Source organism: Robertkochia aurantiaca (genome assembly GCF_020166495.1).
Lineage (GTDB): Bacteria > Bacteroidota > Bacteroidia > Flavobacteriales > Flavobacteriaceae > Robertkochia > Robertkochia aurantiaca.
In genome coordinates this window covers 40,220-58,462 of record NZ_JAINZS010000009.1, presented here as the reverse complement: position 1 = coordinate 58,462, position 18,243 = coordinate 40,220, and the positions used below count along the sequence as shown (strand labels likewise).

General features: G+C 44.6%; 11 protein-coding genes. 4 read left to right on the top strand and 7 right to left on the bottom strand.

Annotated elements, in window-relative coordinates:
* Positions 1 to 224: 224 nt before the first annotated feature.
* Positions 225 to 2,405, top strand: a complete 2,181-nt coding sequence (locus K7R10_RS15075) for a DUF748 domain-containing protein (RefSeq protein WP_224485566.1) — start codon at positions 225 to 227, stop codon at positions 2,403 to 2,405.
* 1,177 nt (positions 2,406 to 3,582) lie between these two features.
* On the opposite strand, the gene K7R10_RS15070 is transcribed toward K7R10_RS15075, so the two are convergent.
* On the bottom strand, positions 3,583 to 3,942 hold the full coding sequence (locus tag K7R10_RS15070; protein ID WP_224485565.1) for a hypothetical protein: 360 nt from the start codon (positions 3,940 to 3,942) through the stop codon (positions 3,583 to 3,585).
* Positions 3,943 to 3,945: 3 nt separating this feature from the next.
* On the bottom strand, positions 3,946 to 6,357 hold the full coding sequence (locus tag K7R10_RS15065; RefSeq protein ID WP_224485564.1) for a penicillin acylase family protein: 2,412 nt from the start codon (positions 6,355 to 6,357) through the stop codon (positions 3,946 to 3,948).
* Between the two features lie 245 nt (positions 6,358 to 6,602).
* Here K7R10_RS15065 and K7R10_RS15060 point away from each other — a divergent pair, with 245 nt between their 5' ends.
* Positions 6,603 to 6,956 carry a four helix bundle protein gene (locus tag K7R10_RS15060; protein ID WP_224485563.1) on the top strand — a complete coding sequence of 118 codons (354 nt, stop codon included), beginning with the start codon at positions 6,603 to 6,605 and terminating at the stop codon, positions 6,954 to 6,956.
* Between the two features lie 43 nt (positions 6,957 to 6,999).
* Here the strand turns inward: K7R10_RS15060 and K7R10_RS15055 are convergent, their stop codons facing one another.
* The gene (locus tag K7R10_RS15055; RefSeq protein WP_224485562.1) at positions 7,000 to 8,037 is read right to left on the bottom strand and encodes an NAD(P)-dependent alcohol dehydrogenase; all 1,038 of its coding nucleotides are present in this window, start codon (positions 8,035 to 8,037) and stop codon (positions 7,000 to 7,002) included.
* Between the two features lie 169 nt (positions 8,038 to 8,206).
* Between K7R10_RS15055 and K7R10_RS15050 the strand changes: the two genes are divergently transcribed.
* Entirely contained in the window at positions 8,207 to 8,899 is a 693-nt protein-coding gene (locus K7R10_RS15050) for a dioxygenase family protein (protein WP_224485561.1), read from the top strand.
* Positions 8,900 to 9,274: 375 nt separating this feature from the next.
* Here K7R10_RS15050 and K7R10_RS15045 read toward each other — a convergent pair whose 3' ends face one another.
* Both K7R10_RS15045 and K7R10_RS15040 read right to left on the bottom strand, forming a co-directional pair.
* On the bottom strand, positions 9,275 to 10,225 hold the full coding sequence (locus tag K7R10_RS15045) for a proline iminopeptidase-family hydrolase (RefSeq protein WP_224485560.1): 951 nt from the start codon (positions 10,223 to 10,225) through the stop codon (positions 9,275 to 9,277).
* A gap of 159 nt (positions 10,226 to 10,384) precedes the next feature.
* Positions 10,385 to 10,909: a nuclear transport factor 2 family protein gene (locus tag K7R10_RS15040; protein WP_224485559.1), complete on the bottom strand. Its 525-nt coding sequence runs from the start codon at positions 10,907 to 10,909 to the stop codon at positions 10,385 to 10,387.
* A 238-nt stretch (positions 10,910 to 11,147) separates the two neighbouring features.
* Between K7R10_RS15040 and K7R10_RS15035 the strand changes: the two genes are divergently transcribed.
* A complete protein-coding gene (locus K7R10_RS15035) occupies positions 11,148 to 15,638 on the top strand; it encodes an ATP-binding cassette domain-containing protein (protein WP_224485558.1) in 4,491 nt (1,496 codons plus the stop codon).
* A 13-nt stretch (positions 15,639 to 15,651) separates the two neighbouring features.
* Here K7R10_RS15035 and K7R10_RS15030 read toward each other — a convergent pair whose 3' ends face one another.
* The gene (locus K7R10_RS15030) at positions 15,652 to 17,109 is read right to left on the bottom strand and encodes an MltF family protein (protein WP_224485557.1); all 1,458 of its coding nucleotides are present in this window, start codon (positions 17,107 to 17,109) and stop codon (positions 15,652 to 15,654) included.
* 312 nt (positions 17,110 to 17,421) lie between these two features.
* A complete protein-coding gene (locus tag K7R10_RS15025) occupies positions 17,422 to 18,024 on the bottom strand; it encodes a DUF2721 domain-containing protein (RefSeq protein ID WP_224485556.1) in 603 nt (200 codons plus the stop codon).
* Between the last annotated feature and the right edge of the window lie 219 nt (positions 18,025 to 18,243).

The following is an 18,243-nucleotide window of genomic DNA, read 5'->3' as shown; positions in this document are numbered from 1 at the left end:
CGGGTATTCCGATCACCGATCACTGTTCGCTGTTAGCTAAACAAGCATCCCGGTATCTCTGTATCCCCATAACCGGTTTAACCTCATTTTCTGATTTTTCATCACATCACAGGTTTAATATGTTGATATTCAGATATTTTGATTTATTTTTAAAAGTGTTCCTAAGCTGATTATAGGAACCTGATCCGAACTATTACCACAAGCGTTAATAAATAAAAATTGCAATGGCTATCAGGAAGAAAACTTTAAGGATCATCGCTATATCTGTGTTAGCAATATTACTTTTGTTGATATTTCTTACTCCGGTGATCGCCAGGAATTACATCATCAATAATAGTAAAGAACTGGTGGGCAGGAAACTGGATATGGATAAACTGCGTATCAATTTCTTAACGAGTACCCTGAAGATTTATGATTTTAAAATGTTTGAAGCCAATGAATCAGATATTTTTGTTTCGTTTGATACCCTGATTGTCAATACGGAGCCTTACAAGTTAATCAGTGATATCATTTCTCTGGACCAGTTTTATCTAAGGGGGCTGCAAGTCAATATCAGTAAGAGGGATACCGTTTTTAACTTCGATGACCTGGTAGCTTATCATGCCAGTGCCGATAGTGTAGAAACCGATACCACTGGGAAAGTCTTTAAATACAGACTTGCAAAACTTGAGCTAAAGGATGCAAATTTTATTTTTTATGATGGAGATGTAGAAGACACCACCGCTCTGGAAGATATGACATTTTTTATACCTCTGATCGAATGGAACCAGGATCAGGACAGCAATGCCGATATTGAATTCGACCTGGCAGAAGGAGGTCACTTCAGTTCTCAGGTAACGATGTACCCGGCAACGGGGGATTTCGAGAGTACCATAGCCATTGAGGCCCTCGAACTGAAACCCTTTATGAACTACGTAAAAGAATTTGCAAAGATCAGTGATTTTTCCGGTAAGGTAAACTCCGAATTACTTCTGGTAGGTAATACGGGAAATCCGCAGGCTATCATTCTTTCCGGAGAAGTGGTTGTGAATGATTTTCTGATGAAGGATGAGCAGCAGGAAAAGTTTCTGGGCAGTGATCAGTTGGATATTAAGCTGGATAAGATCGATTACGTTAACAAATCTTACGCAATAGGTGTGGTCGATATTAAAAAACCTTATATCAATTTTGAATTGGATAGTACTTCAAATAATTTCTTTGAGGTATTTATGGTCGCAGACGAAGAGAGCACTCAACCTGCCGACAGTATTCAGAAAGAATCCTCATCTAAGGATAGTATCTATTACGCAGTTATGAAATTAAAGGTCGAAGAAGGAATTTTAGACTATACCGACAACCTGACTGGAGAACCATTCGAGTATCATTTGAGTGAAATCCTCATTGACACAGACAGCATCTTTAGTAACAGTGACTGGGTTGATATCAATTCTCAAATGCTGTTGAATGAAAGAGGAACTTTAAAGGCTACTACCGGATTTAATCCGCAGGACCCTTTGCAACTTGACCTGGATTTTGCGATCAAGGATTTTGTGTTGTCTGATCTGAATATTTATGCCAGCCATTATACCGGACATTCTATTCTTAAAGGGGATATGTTTTATTTCAACAGTACTGAAATAACCGACAAGCAATTGATCATTGAGAATGACCTGTTAATCAAAAACGTTTCCGTTGAGAACAATGAAGGAGGGGTGATGTCTATTCCCCTAAAACTTGCGGTATGGATACTAAAAGATAAAAACGGTGATATTGAGTTAGATGTTCCTGTGAGGGGAGACCTGAACGATCCGAAAATAGATGTCTGGGATCTGGTTGGAACTACTTTTAAGAAGAAGATTTTTGACGCCACCGACAATCCGGTAAAGTCCCTCGCAAGGCAGATTGATGCCAAGCCGGAAGACCTGGAGGCTCTGCTCTTTGAATATCCGGATACTGCGCTTACTGACAGACATAAAGAACAACTGGATCTGATTTTGAAACTCGAAGAATTAAAGGGAAATATTGATATTGATATGAATTTCGTTTTTGACACTGAGATGCTCACAGGAAAAAGCCCTGCCGATTCTTTAAGCACAATTGCCGATTCCGTCATGGTGGCCTCTGTACCTGATGGGAAGGAGGCGGAAGCTCCGGAGGAAGACATACAGCAAAACGACACTACGGCCATCGCAGCTGTGATCCCGGAACTGGCTGAAGCTGAAAATCCCGATACCCTGCTGGTTCAATATGGAAGGACCATTAAAGGTCGCATTTCAGAATATATCACTCAAAAGAAAAGTGATTCGAAGATAGCGGTAAAAATTGCCGAGATCAGCGATCCCGGAAACGTTGGGGCAACTCCGCAATTCAAGGTGAATTACAGTATGCGGGAGGAAGAGGAGAAAGCGCCGGCGAAGGGAGAGTAGGTAATTATGAATTGTAAATTATAAATGATAGATTATTGATTTTTAATTACCGCATCACCGCATCACCGCATCACCGCATAACTGTATAACCATATCCCTGTAAAGTTGTGAAATCGTAAAGTCGTTAATGGGGAGTCGTTAGTCGGGAATAGGTTTTATTCGTGAATTATTGAAATGAGTCATTTCGAATCCCTTCAGGGAAGAGAAAACTGCCAGCCGCTCGAAGACTGTATCCCTGTATCACCAAAACCCGCTTCGACATGCTCAGCGTGACAAAGGGGGGTATTCCGATCACCGATCACCGTTAGCTGTTAGCCAAACAAGCATCCTTGTAAAGATGTAAAGTCGCGAAACCGTAAAGTCGTTAATGGGGAGTCGTTAGTCGGGAATAGGTTTTATTCGTGAATTATTGAAATGAGTCATTTCGAATTCCTTCAGGAGTGAGATAACTGCCAGCCGCTCGAAGACTGAAGCCCTGTATCACCAAAACCGGCTTCGACATGCTCACCGTGACAAAGGTGGGTATTCCGATCACCGATCACCGTTAGCTGTTAGCCAAACAAGCATCCTTGTAAAGATGTAAAGTCGCGAAACCGTAAAGTCATTAATGGGGAGTCGTTAGTCGGGAGTAGGTTTTATTCGTGAATTATGGAAATGAGTCATTTCGAACCTCTTCAGGGGTGAGAAAACTGCCAGTCGGTCAAAGACTGAAGCCCTGTATCACCAAAACCCGCTTCGACATGCTCAGCGTGACAAAGGGGGGTATTCCGATCACCGATCACCGTTAGCTGTTAGCCGAACAAGCATCCCTGCATCCCTGCATCCCTGTATCACCGCATCACCGCATAACTGCATAACCATATCCCTGTAAAGCTGTGAAATCGCAAAGACGTTAATGGGGAGTCGTTAGTCGGGAATAGGTCTTAATCGTGAATTATGAAAATGAGTCATTTCGAACCTCTTCAGGGGTGAGAAAACTGCCAGCCGGTCGAAGACTGTATTCCTGTATCCCTGACTGACGGCAGGCAGGACCGTATCACCAAAACTCGCTTCGACATGCTCAGCGTGACAAAGGTGGGTATTCCGATCACCGATCACCGTTAGCTGTTAGCCAAACAATTATTTCTGCAGCCATGCATCCCTGCATCCCTGCATAACTGTATCACCGTATAACCAATCACCCTTTTGGGTCACTAACCACCAGCCTGAACTGCTTCCCGAGCAAAGCCGCAAAAGCTGCTGCCAGTCCGCCGAGTAGTGCTGTGATCAGAATGAGTAATAAACTGTTTCCCTCCAGTGAAAAGAGGTCTGCGATCTTTGCAGCCAGGGTAAAATCATTACGACTGCTCAGCATATAAGCCTGAAGCCCCCAGAGATTAAAAACGGCCAGGAAGGGGATAAAAAAAGATTTAAAGCCGTTCAGCGGTAATAGAAACCCCACCACAAGGGCCGCTATCATGATACCCCACCACGGAGTTAATAGGGTAACCACATAAGCGAGTAATGCGACTAGTATAAGGTGTAAAAGATTTTTCATGATCTAATCGTTGCTTAGTATTTGTTTGGCATTTGGTTTTGTGAGTTCGGCACCGTAATCTGGGAATTCAAGCTGCAGGTATTCTCCGGCAGCCCACTTATCGATAAAATCATCGTAATGCTTGCTTCCGGGATTTCCTGACTGTCCGCCGGGATAGATACCTACCGCCTTTGGCTTTTCACCCAGCTCTACGATCATTCTCCATGACGGACCGTGATTTTCTGAAGTGGCATTGACAATACCGGAATTTCCGCCGATAGGGATATCGAATCTTGAGAAGGCCGGAAGTGCCTGTAGCAGATGACCGGCATAGGTTCCCTTGAAGGCGCCCCATTTAAAATCCTCATGCTCTTCCCTCCATGACTGAAGGCTGTCGGCAGCTTTCACAAAAGACATTTGAATCAGGTCTTTGGCGGTTTCACGCTTGTCGGTACTCACTACATCCATGAACGGATCATCGGGATGATTAGCCAGCATCTCAATGGTCTGGTAATTAAAAGGCTTTTTCAGAACAATTTCTTCCTTTTCAAATTCATCCCATACCAGGTCATGGAGCGTTTCGAACCACAATTCGAAAATGGTGGGTGCCGCTTCGTCTATCTCATTGTAATAATCCCAGTCAGCAACTATATCGAGGTATTCCTGTTGATCTGCTGTAAGTCCCTGCCTGTCGATGGAGTCGAGCATATGCGGGAGCAATTCAGCTGCCATCAGGTTGTAATTATTGTTTTGCAGTGCTTTGAAGTCTTCCATATCGATCTCATCCCTTTCCCTGAGAAAATTGTTGATCACCCGTCCGCGGTAAGTGTCATAACCATCATTGAAAACATAATACGGATAGCTCTCATCAACGGGGTGCTGATTGGCAGAACTCACAAAACCGCGTTCAGGATTTTTGATATGAGCATTGTGTTCCTGTGGAATGAATCCCTGCCATTCGTGCGCCGGAAGGCTTCCGTCAAGCAGAAATTTCCCCTGTCCTTCCCATTTGTTCGGGAACTTACCCTGTATCCACAGGGCGATGTCACCTTCCCGTGAGGCAAAGACAAAATTCTGTGCAGGGGCCAGGAAGTGCTTCAGGGCGTTCTTATAATCTTCATAGTTTTTCGCTGCATTGAGTTCGAGCAGGGTTCGCTGGTTGTTCCCTCCCAGATGTCCGGTCCATTTCATAGCATAGCCGGTTCCGCCTCTGTTTCCTAAAAAGCTTTCGTCGTAACTCACCGGTCCGTGATGGGTGTAATACACCGAATCGATATAGGTGATACTGTCTCTTATAACGATCTCTTCCAGCTTGAGTTCGGTGTCTCGCCATGCACCATCATACAAGTAGGCCGATTTGCTGTCGTCTTTAAAAGTGATCTTATACCAGTCTTTAACATCGCGGGTGGCATTGGTAACACCCCAGGCGATATCATTATTAAAACCGATCACGATACCCAGGGCTCCCGGCAGGGTCGCTCCAAAGGTATTTTGCTCAGGGGTGGCCAGTTGCATCACGAACCAGATGGAAGGGAGGTTCAGTCCGAGGTGGGGGTCATTGGCCAGGATCGGATTCCCGGTGGCAGATTTTTCAGGGCCCACTGCCCAGTTGTTACTTCCGTTGTCGGGATGCGGCTTTTCCATGGTGGCTGCAATCGCTTCCAGGGGAAGGCTGTCGGTGGGTACTTCGGGTATTTCAGCAGCGATCTCTTTCCAGTCTCTTTCGGAGGGAATGACCGGGTCGATCACATTGAAATATTCAGGGAACAATAATTCGAACCTTTCTTTTCCGAAAAGTCTTAAGGCGTTGGTATATTCAAAATCTGAATCCCTGCCTGCCAGCATATCGGTCATATACATGAGAAGCAGCGCTGTCTTTTTTGTTGTCCAGGGCTCAGGTTTGTAATTCAGCATCTTGTATTCCACCGGAAGATCAGCCGGGCTTAGTTGAGCGATATAGGCATTTACACCTTCCTTATATGCTTCTATAAATGCAGCGATCTCTTTGTCCTGCTTCATGGTTTCCAGCGCTTTTTCAGCTCCGTATACCATTCCTTTACGTCTTTGTGCACGGTCATAATTCAGGGCTCTTGGGCCAAAAACCTCAGACAGTCTGCCGGCAGAGGCCATGGTTTGGAACTCCATTTGCCACAGGCGGTGCTGGGCGGTCACATAGCCCTGGGCACGGTACAGATCGGTTTTATTTTCTGCAAATATGTGAGGGATCAGATGTTCATCGTATTGTACGGTGACCGGTTGAGACAAACCTTCGAGTCTCAGTTCAGCATCAGGCATTTCTGAAGTTTCATTCTGCCAGATTCCCTGTTGCGGAGAGAGAAATTTTCCTAATGGCGGAATGCTCCCGAACTGGGTGTTTAATGCATAGAATATCCCTGCGTTCAGGGCAAGAAGGATGAGGAGTTTGAGGTATTTCATTGTGCTATCAAAGAATATTTTAGAAGGAATTTGAATTTTGTCTCTTCTAAAGACGGCAGAAATATACTAAGAATACAAATTATGACTCTGATGAAGTTAGAATATTTGTTTTATGGAGTTATGAGGGTATGGGGGTATGGGGGTATGGGGGTATGGGGGTATGGGGGATTTGCAAGATTGAAATTTTTTGAAAATAATTATCATATAATATAGATTATTTTCTATATTTATAGAAAGGTAAGTTTATGACGCATAAAGATTTAGAAGTTTGGAAAAGGAGTATGAAATTGGTAAAGGATGTTTATCAATTATCCGCTTTGCTGTCAGAGGATGAAAAATATGGTTTAATATCCCAGTTGAACAGAGCAGCTGTTTCCATTCCGGCTAACATTGCCGAAGGAGCCGGTCGTTCCAGTAGTAAAGAATATATCAGGTTCTTAGATATAGCCACGGGTTCGGTGAGTGAGCTCGAAACTTTATTGATATTATCAGAGCAGCTTTTAGGCGTCAAATCAGATCAGCTTATAAATTCCGATATTAAATCAATACGAGTAATGCTTACCGGCTTAAAACGCAGTCTGAAAGGGAAAATAAAATGACCTTAACCTTCATACCCCCATACCTTCATACCTCCATAACTTTTTATCTCAGCGACTTCATATCAATAACAAACCGGTACTTCACATCTGAGTTCATAACCCGTTCCCATGCTTCATTGATATTTTGTATGTCGATCATTTCGATGTCAGAGACAATCCCGTGTTCTTCACAGAAATCCAGCATTTCCTGGGTTTCCTTTATCCCGCCTATCATCGATCCGGAGACGTGTTTTTGTCCGAAAACCAATCCCATACTGTGAAGGTCTACAGGTGTTGCTCCCAGCAGTACCATGGTCTTTTGATTCTTTAAAAGGGTTAGGTACGGATTGATATCATGAGCTACAGGAACCGTATTGAGTAGGAAATCAAAGCTGCCGGCATGTGCTTTCATCTGTTCTTTATCTTTTGACACCAATACCTCTGCGGCACCTAATCTTTTGGCATCTTCACCCTTTTCAGGAGAGGTGGTGATCATAACAGTATGGGCTCCCATTGCTGAAGCAAACTTTACACCCATATGCCCGAGGCCGCCAAGCCCGATCACACCCACTTTTTGTCCTTTCTGAACATTCCAGTTTCGCAAAGGAGCATAAGTTGTGATCCCTGCACAAAGAAGGGGTGCTACAGCTTTAGTATCGAGCTTTTCAGATACTTTTAGAACAAAATGCTGATCGACCACGATCTGAGTTGAATAGCCTCCATGAGTGACGCCCTTCATATGAGGATCGGGACTCCCGTAGGTCATGACCATGTCTGAGCATAGCTGCTCCAGGTTATCGTTACAGGCATCACATTCCTGGCAGGAGTCGACCATGCAGCCCACAGCCACCAGGTCTCCTTCATTAAACCCCGTCACATTTTTTCCGGTGGCAGTCACCCTGCCTACAATCTCGTGCCCGGGAACCACCGGGTACTGACTCATGCCCCAGTCATCATGAGCGAAATGAATATCGCTGTGGCAAACGCCGCAGTATTCGATTTCGAGCTTGACGTCATTGTCTCCGATCTCTCTCCGGTCGAATTCAAAAGGTTTTATTTTTTCATCAGGGGCGTAAGCGGCATAGGCTTTCGTGTTTGGCATCTTTCTGTAATTTTTAGAGTTAAATGATCTATTCCCGGTCAGGAAGTGTTTGAGGCATGAAAATACGCTTAAAAAATTGTAAATCAGTGCTTTGTGTAAAATAAATTAATTGTGTGATGTCTCTGCAACCGATGTATTCAGTAACTTTATTAGTCTAATCGATAAAACAATGAAGAGGAAGGATTTTTTAGCGAAAGGATTAGGAGGTATGTTAGGGTTTATTGGGCTCAGTTCTTTCGTGTCTCACAACCACTGGCCCCGTAAGTCTGCAGATCCCATATTGACAAACAACTGCGAAACATCGCCAAAGGAAACCCGTGGTCCCTTCCCAAATAAAACACCTTTGGATTATATCAGGGAAAATATAATCGGTGACCGGAAAGGAGTTCCGCTTCAGATCCAGATCCAGGTACTCGATAAGGCGCATAATTGTCAACCCATGGCCGGCGTGGCTGTCGATATCTGGCACTGCGATAATCACGGGAAATATTCAGAATACGGGAATCATTACCTGCAACGTGAAGATCTCACAGGAGAGCATTTTCTGAGAGGCAGACAGCTTACAGATAAAGAAGGAAGGGTATCTTTTCTGAGTATCTTTCCTGGTTACTATCCCGATCGAGCTCCTCATATTCACGTAGAAGTTAAAGATGCTGATGAAAACTCATTGCTTGTTTCTCAGATCGCCTTTCCTTCTGAAACCTGTAATGCGGTTTATACTACCTCCTGGTATACAGACACGAATTATCCTGCTAATGAGTCAGATGAAATCTTTAAAGACAGCCTTTCTCAGAATATGTTAGAAAGTATAACCGGTGATACTGTACAAGGTTATGTTATGGAGAAAAGGCTGATCGTTTGATCAGGATGGGGGGCACTGTCAGGTATTAAGGTAAATGGGTGCGCATGTAAACAGCTAGGTAGGGAAAAGTGAAAGAATATTATTGCCATTCACTGAAATCTGCAAATGTTAAATTCTGTATCAGGTCATCCGGAATAATCTTCGATCGCGAAGGATCTGCCTGAGTATGACCGTGCTGTTAATTTTAATTCCCTCCTTCTGTTTCCTCTTCGCCCACTGGCCAATTCCCTCAATAGTGCCACCGGTACTATATTAACGCTCGGTGCTCCCCCGGAAGGGGAAGGCAATACAATGTATTTTAGATTTTCTTGATACGCTCCCCTTGTTAAGGGGAGCTGGCCGGCGAATGCTGGACTGAGGGGTTTTCAGGTAGTTCTATCTCTCTGTTCTCTCCAAAAACTCCTGTATCCCCTTCAGATAATCGTCCGTGTTATCGATCATGGTCGAATGACCTGATTCCGGAACCACGTACACATCTGATCCCGGCACCATTTTTTGAAAGTTGTAGATGGTCGCGGGTCTGGCCTCGTCATACTCTCCCGTTATGAAAAGCACCGGTACCTCCACGTCCTTTAATCCGCCGACATTGTCGTAGGTTTTCAGGGTTCCCGTAGCTGTGAATTCAGAGGGTCCCCACATGTAATTATACATGAAACGATTGGAGGGGGCTTCTACCGTATCGGCCGGATGGTTGGGACCGGGTCTGCGGTTTCCGAATCTGCTCCAGTATACAGAGTCGGCGTGTTGGTAGGATGCTGTGGTAAAGGCGCCCATTTCTTCCGCCCGGCGTATGGCCAGTTGTATGGTATCTGCCAGGGTAGTGATAAGCGTATCGGCATCAGCCTCCCAGACCGGAGTGCTGAGGTACGGACTGCTGAAAATAATTCCCTGAACGCCCTCTGGATATTTTTGGTAATAGGCAAGTTCAAGAGCGGCTCCCCAGCTGTGCCCCAATAAATAATATTCATCGAGATTGAGATGTTCCTTCAGCCGGTGAACCTGTTCCACAAAATGCGGCACTGTCATCAGCGTGGTATCTTGATGATATCCTGATCTTCCGGTGCCCAACTGGTCGAATAAAATAACAGACCTGTCTTTAGAGAGCGGTGTGAGATGGTGATATTTTCTGTGTGTTCCACCCGGCCCTCCGTGCATAACCAGGATTGGATCTTTTTCACCCGTCCCTATGATCTTGTACCAAAGCTGTCCGCCCTCCACTTCGACCAACCCTTCCGAAGGTATTAATCCAGGCTCCTTCCTGCAAGAAATAAGGCATACCGATAAAACCAGGAGCAATAAGGCGCAAGAGTGAACAGGTTTTGACATGAAAATGGTTTTGAGACAAAATTAGGGAAAATACAGGTTTAACTTTTTAGAGCTATTGCCGACTTCAGGGCTTAGTGTTTACGTGCCTTATGTAAAAGCAAAAAGCAGACAATTGGTCTGCTTTATAGATAATTTCCGGTATGAAAGGTTTGATTGAGTTTACTCCATCATCAGGGAGTCAGCCTCCATTTCCTCTTCCATCATAACAAAGGTGCCAGATTCATGTGTTCCGGCAACCTTCCAGCTTCCGTCAACTTTTCTGAATAGCATCGAAGCAAAGAAGTCTTCTATCTTCATTTCCTGTCCTTCTGTGGTTTGCGCATCAGCCATTCCGCCAAAAACAGCATAGGCGGTTTCGCTGTCCAGGATACTGATCTGAACCTCACCTTCCTGAAAGTTCAGACTTTCTATGCCTGACCACACCTCTTCAGCATCCTGTATATACCCCTGGTAGTTGAAAACCTGGTCAAGGCTAACAGCGATAAAAGCCGGGTCATTCCAATAAATTTCCTTGATAGCCTCCAGGTTCATTTGGTTGGAAGCCGTAACGATCTCATCAATTCTGGCAGCAACTTCTCCTTTCAAAGTTTCCTTTTCGGTATCGGTGAGTGGTTTTTCTTCCTGTGGGGAACAGGATACCGCAAATGCCATAGATAGCGTAAATAAGTAAAACAGATTTTTCATTTTATTGTTTGGTATTAGTTAGAATTTGTGCTGAATATACTACTATTTATCTCTGATAGTCAGCATATTATTAATTAAAGTTTTTCTTTTTAAGAGATTCATACCTTTTGTCTTTAAACGGATTCAATTATCCGACTAACTCGTATGTGATTATTGTATGGATGTACTTCTATAAACTTTCATCTCTTTATTATAGCTTCGAATCTTTCTATATTCGTTCAAAAGACCATAGCCGTTTATGCGCATTACCAACGCCCACCAGAATAATCTCAAGAATATCAGCCTTGAACTTCCGGATAACAAACTGATCGTCGTGACCGGTTTGTCAGGATCGGGAAAATCTTCCCTGGCAATGGATATCATCGGAAATGAGGGCTATCGCTATTTTTTAGAGAGCCTTCCTTCCTATAACCAGCAAAATGCACTGAGTATTCCCACCGCGGAAGTTGATGGGATCACAGGCTTACCCCCGGTGATTCGGGTTGAGCAGAGCAAGCGCTTCAGGTCTGTTAATGCCACCTTCGGAACCCTGTCTGAACTTGCTGTTGTTTTCAGGATCTTGTTTGCCCGTTACAGCACTTCTGAGACCTTGAGCAAGTCACTTTTCTCATTCAATCACCCTAAAGGTGCCTGTGAGCGTTGCTACGGGATCGGTAATGAAGAATATATCGACCTTGACAAATTGATAGAAGATGAGAACAGAACGCTCAGGGAAGGAGCTATCACCACCACGCTGCCTAACGGGTATATCGTCTATTCACAGGTCACTGTAGAAGAGTTGGATAAAGTATGCAGGGCACACGATTTCAGGGTCGATATTCCCTGGAGGGAACTCAGTTCTGACCAAAAGAATGTGATCCTTAACGGAAGCGATCGCATAAAGGTCTTTTACGGGAAACACAGTATTGAATCCCGCCTGAAATGGAAAGGTCTGAAGGCCAAGCCCCGTGAGAAGGGTTTCTACAAGGGGATGCTCCCCATCATGAACGATATACTTAAAAGGGACCGGAATCAGAATATCCTGAAATTTGTCAGTTCCCGTACCTGTCCCTCCTGTAAGGGTGCCCGGATCAAGACAGAGCATCTTGCATTCGAATGGCAGAAATTGAACTTTCAGCAGTGGATGGAGCTACCTTTAGATGAACTGTATAACAGCTTGAATAAGCTGTCATTGAGTGCAGGGGAGGAGGCTTTGGTTAAAAAGATCTGTACTCCCTTACAGGACCTGATTCAGCTGGGAATGAAAGATTATCGATTGAGTACTCCCAGTGATGAAATTTCATCAGGGGATGCACAGCGCATAAAACTGGTGAGCCAGGTGAACAGCGACCTCCAGGGCATCCTTTATATATTCGATGAACCATCCATAGGCCTTCCGGAAGCTTACCAGGGGCACCTTCGGCAAATATTTCAACGGCTCATCAGTCGGCGAAATACGGTCATGGTAGTGGAACACGATCTGAATTTTATACGCTCGGCCGACTGGATCCTTGAATTAGGACCGGGTGCCGGAGTCCATGGCGGGGAGGTTATCTTTAACGGGCCGGTTCACGATTTTTTGCAGAGTCAGGGAATTTCAAGTGCAACCCTAGAGGAAATGCAAAAGTCTGTTGCTGATACCACCCCGGAACTGACTCCCATCTCAGCAGTCTCGTTTGAGCCCGAACCAGGCGCTCTTACCGTTATAAGCAGAAAGACTGCTGACATCGAAAAAAAACTTGCAACATATACGGTGCAAAACGGAATGAAACTGCTTCAGGTTTCTGATCAGCCGATCGGTAAAACTCCCCGCAGTAATCCCGCAACCTACACCGGGCTGGCAGATAAGATACGCGATCTGCTGGCAAAAACTGAGGAAGCTAAAAAGGCGAAGCTTGCAAAGGGAGCCTTTTCCTTTAATAATAAAAGCGGAAGATGTCCTGCCTGTGAAGGAGCGGGTGTCATTACCCTGGCCATGAATGTGATGGGAACCATCAACCAGGTGTGTCCGACCTGTAATGGTAAACGTTTCAAGCCTGAAGTGCTGCAAGTGGTTTGGAATGATAAGAACATAGCCGAAATCTACGACCTGAGTATACTGCAGGCATCTGATTTTTTCAGGGAAGAGAAACAGGTCATTAAAATTCTTTCCCTTATGATTAAGCTGGGGTTGGGTTATATCAAGCTTGGTCAGCCTTCAAACACGCTCTCGGGTGGGGAGGCTCAGCGAATCAAACTGACAAAACATTTCGCCAGGCAGTCCAAAACAACCCTCTTAGTACTGGAAGAACCTAGTATCGGCCTACATCAGAGAAACGTCAGACAATTGCTTGACGCCCTGCATAAACTCAAGAAACGAACAGGCGGGATCATCTGCTTTGAAAATCATGATCTGTTCAAAACCCACTCTGATGTATGGGTAGATAATGCTATTGAGTCTAAGGAGTACCGGCAACAGGAAAGCCTCAGAAAACCCGGTGAAGGCCTGTCTCTTACAGGGGTCAGAACACATCATTTGAAAGACCTGAATCTTAATCTTCCTAAAGAACGGTTAACGGTGGTTACCGGCATTTCAGGTTCGGGCAAGTCTTCCCTGCTCATCGATACCCTTCACGGCTTTGGCCTGCAGGAAATGACAAAACAATTTTCCAGTTACCAGCAATCCCGTACCGGGGTAAATTTTCAATTCGAGGCTGACCGGATCGAAGGACTTACTCCTACCATCTGTATTACGCGAAAAGAAAGAAGCTTCACTGAGCGCTCTGATATCGCGAAGCAAACCGGAATTGACAGAGTCTTGCGTTTTGCTTTTTCTAGGAAGGCGCAGTATGAGGGAACGGAGCTTTCAGCCAGTCATTTTTCCAACAGTCACGAATTGGGAAAATGCCCTGTCTGTGATGGTCTGGGAAGGGAAATGCAACCCGACATGGATAAAATAGTTCTAAACGGGGAGAAGAGTATATCTACCGGACTCTTCGACCATAATAAGGCCCTGGCTTATTACGGACATCCCGGAAGTCAGTTCATGGCTATTGTGAAGGAATTGGGTAAGACTCACGGGTTCGACCTGGAAACACCCTTTGAAAAACTAAATTCTCATCAAAAAGAGCTGTTATTTCATGGAACCGGTGATACAGTATGGGAAACCTCATGGCATTTTAAAACAAAAACCAGGGAAGGTGCACAGGAGCTTCGAATGCCCTGGAAAGGGATCTTCGGTTATCTGCAGGATGAATATTTTAAAACCCGGAAAAATAAGAATATAGAAAAGCTGGTGGCTTTGTTCTCTCCTGAGCAATGCAGTCATTGTCAGGGCAGTGGGCTAAAACCAGAAAGACTGAACCATCAGATAGGAGGGAAGTCCATTCATCAGCTGCGATCCATGCCGTTTAAGGACCTTGAAACCTGGTTGGCCATGACTGATTTTCAGGAGGAAGTAGATCGTGAACTTACAACACATATGAAACCCTTGCTTGTGAATACCATCAAACGGGCAAAGCAGCTGCATATAGACCATCTGCATCTCAACAGGAAGTCAGCAACCCTGTCAGGGGGTGAGAATCAAAGGGTATCCCTGATAAAACAATTAAACAGCCCGCTTAAAGGAATCACTTATATACTGGACGAACCGTCGGCGGGTCTTTCCCATGATAATATCCCTGATCTCATCGCTATTCTGAAGGAACTTATCGAAAAGGGAAATACGGTTCTGGTGATCGAGCATAATAAAGAGATTATACACTCGGCAGACCACCTGGTGGAACTTGGCCCCGGTGCAGGTAGCGATGGGGGTTATATCACCTATCAAGGGACGCCACGGAATTTTGTTGAGCAAGAGGATTGTCATCCGTATTTAAAAACACCTTCCAACCCGGTCCGGTTCAAAAAAGGAAAAGAAAGTATCAAAATATCAAAGCTCGCCAGGTACACTTTGGTCAAAGATGTTTTAGAAGTGCCGGTTGGCGGGATCACTGCTATAAGCGGAAAGTCGGGAGCAGGGAAGACCACCCTGGTCAGGGATATTATCATACCTTCCATTCAGACCAGAGGTGCCGTACATTGTGAAAAGATCAGCTTTCCCAGGGACTATACCAAGGCCCGCTATTTCGAACCGAAAAAGTTACGAACCCATTCGGGCACGCTGTTAGCAGATTACCTGGATCTGTTGAAACGTATCGGTAAGATATTTGCAGGTGAGACAGGGCTCAAAGCCCGTGACTTTTCTTATAAAACCAAATCAAGCCAGTGTCCTGAATGTAAGGGGAGAGGGTATGTCGAAACCTCGCTTGATGTAGTCGCCAACTCGATTGAAACCTGTGAGAAGTGCCACGGAAGGCGCTACCGAACAGAATTACTTCAGTACAAGATAGCATCGAAGAATATCGCTGAGGTTTTGTCGCTTGATATTGCAGAATTGATGGGGTGGCTGGAGGAGGCCGGAGTTGCCCCGGCATCAGAGTCGATTTTGGAGGAATTAACTACGATAGGGCTTGAGCACCTTAACCTGGATCAACCTGTACGTTCACTTTCTTCCGGGGAAAAACAACGTTTACTTTTATTAAACTGGTTGCAGCATATAGACGAAGGAGCTCTGTACATCTTAGACGAGCCCGGCACCGGATTGCATTATGCCGATATCGACCTGTTGTTCGGGATTCTTCAGAAACTCAGTCGCGACAATGATATCCTGGTCATTGACCATAATCGCTACCTGCTTGAGAAAATTGGGGTGGGAATGATCCTGGAGTGATTTGGTTACCGGATCACAGCTCTATAAACTTCTTATAATGATCATATCGCAGAAAGATATCTTTGACATATTCATAAGGTTCGGCTCCCCTTACAAACCCATAACGCACCACTTCGTCTGTGTAATATTTCTTGTCTGATAATTTCAGGATGTACTCTTCAACATGATCATCCCATATGTGGGGATCCTTTCCGTTCTTTTCTGCCAGACGCATGGCATCAAAAACATGGCCCGGTCCGCAATTGAAGGCTGCCAGGGTAAACTTGATTTTTTGAATGGAATCTTCCACCTTTTCAAATCTTCCGCGAATTCTGTCCAGGTATTTGACCCCTCCCTTGAGATTTTCTTTTGGATTGAAAGGGTTGCTTACCCCCAGGGCTTTTGCTGTTTCAGGCATTAATTGGATCAGTCCGCCAGCACCGGCCCATGACTCTGCTTTCGGATTGAAACGTGATTCCTGGTAGACCTGAGAGCAAAGAAAGCGCCAGTCCCAGCCGATATCATCAGCATATTCTTTGATGACCGGGTCGTATTGACTGATTCTGTTTCCGTTCTTGCTGTAGAAATCGCTGCGAATACGTCGCTTATAAGATTTCTTATTCTTGAAATACTTATTGTAGATCACATAATAGTCATCAGATTTTTTCTCTTTTGATATCCATTCATTGATGGCTGTCAGCAATTCGGGGGAATTCTTTCGCACGGCCCAGGCGATGCGCTGGGCAAACGATATTCGCGTGTCGATATCGAGTATGGGGTAGTATGTTTTGTTGATTGCGGCGATGTTGTAATCGGAAACTGTTCTTTCGATCTCGCCGTCGACCACCATACTGATGATCTCGTCTGTGGTCTTGTTTCCCTCGAGATAGGCGATCTCAATATCGGCCCCTAGTTCATCCTGCAGGTTTTTCAGCCTGTCTGCATAGGAAGAATTTTGTCTCACCCATACGGTATCGTTGATGAGTTCAAGGGTATTGGAGATGAGTTGTTTTTCTATTTTATACCCGGGAAGGGAGCGCCAGTTGCTTGGCATACGCTGTACCAGGGCCTGGTGAGTGACATAGTGGTAGTCGGTAAAACTGACCAGCTCTTTTCTCGGTTCAGTAATGGTGAGTCCGTACGCAATAATATCTCCTTCGCCATTATTCAACATGTCGAAAAGATCATCAATATCTTCAGCGACCGTGATTTGGAGCTCCAGATCGAGATCATTGGCCAGCCGGGATAAAAGCTCATATTCAAACCCCATGGGCATACCTTTGTATAAGAAATAGCTGGTCGAATTGTAGATGGTGATCGCATGTAACACTCCATCTTTCCTGATCTCTGCGAGATCTCTTTCGACCTTATAGGGGGCTTTGTCCTGAATGTTCAGCGCTGTGGCCTGTTGTGTAGTGTTCTTATCGGCTTGGGAGCAACCGGAGAAGAGAAGTATTGCAGCAAATAAAAGAGAGAATTTTTGCACATCCATAGCGAATAAACTACGAATAAATGTAAGAATCTCAAAATATAGCTGTAGAAAAATTCATAATGAGCAGGGTATAAGTGATTGATTCAGAACTAAAATTGATCTGTGAAAGTGCCTGTTTTTAACTGTTTCCTTTTGGGTAGTTGCTGAAGACTTTTGAGATGATAGCAGATCAACCGGCCGGTATGGCAACTCCAGGCTAATGGAAGAGGTTAACAAAAAAAGCCTTCCGTTTTAAAGGAAGGCTTTTGTGAATGCTTGTGGTTTTACCATCTACTCATTCCATGGAATAAATGATCATTTCCTTTCTTGTTTTTAAGGAATTATAAGACCTTCATAATCATCGATTCCACTGCACTGATCTGTCAATGGAATTTTAATGTTCGGAGCATTAAAGAAACCATCCGGGTTAGGCGTTTTAATCCATGCGTGTAGGGTCCATAAGGTTCCGGCTGTCAATGCCCATTCATCGGCATCTCCTGTAAACCCTTCCGGCGGATTATTTTCATATGCTCCCGCTTTGGGAACAATGTACTCAGCACCGACTACGACATAATCACCTTTTTCGTTACAAGCCATAAGTAAGGCCTCCGGTTTATCCGGGTAAAATTCTCCATCATCGAGATACGCACCATTCCCCAGATGATAGCCCATATTTTGTAAATACGGGGTCAGCTTGATATTCCATCCTGCTGCAATAGCATCTTCGATGGTGCGGATATTTGAAACAGCTTTTCTTAACCTGCTGATTTCCCTTGCTGCCTCGGGATTGTCTGCAACAAAGTCATTTCCGGTATTGTTGGCTTTGGCATTGACATCGATGATTAGCTCTTCATCTAATGCATCGGAAAGATCATTCGTACACGCAAGCAGGAAAATGGCAATCAGGGCACTGAATAAAAATTCTGGTGTTTTCATTGTGAATGAACGTTATTGGTTAGGTTATAAAATTACGTTGAAAATCTGATTTATTTTAACTAATACCCTGAAAATCATATGGTTAAGGTTAAGTTTATTGTCGATATTTTCGGAGCACCTTACTAGTCCGCTTCCAGCCCCGAGGCTTCGGGGCAGTGTAACAAAAACTGATCGCCTGACCGCCTGACCACCTCACCTTCTGAAAAGACTGCTTCATCC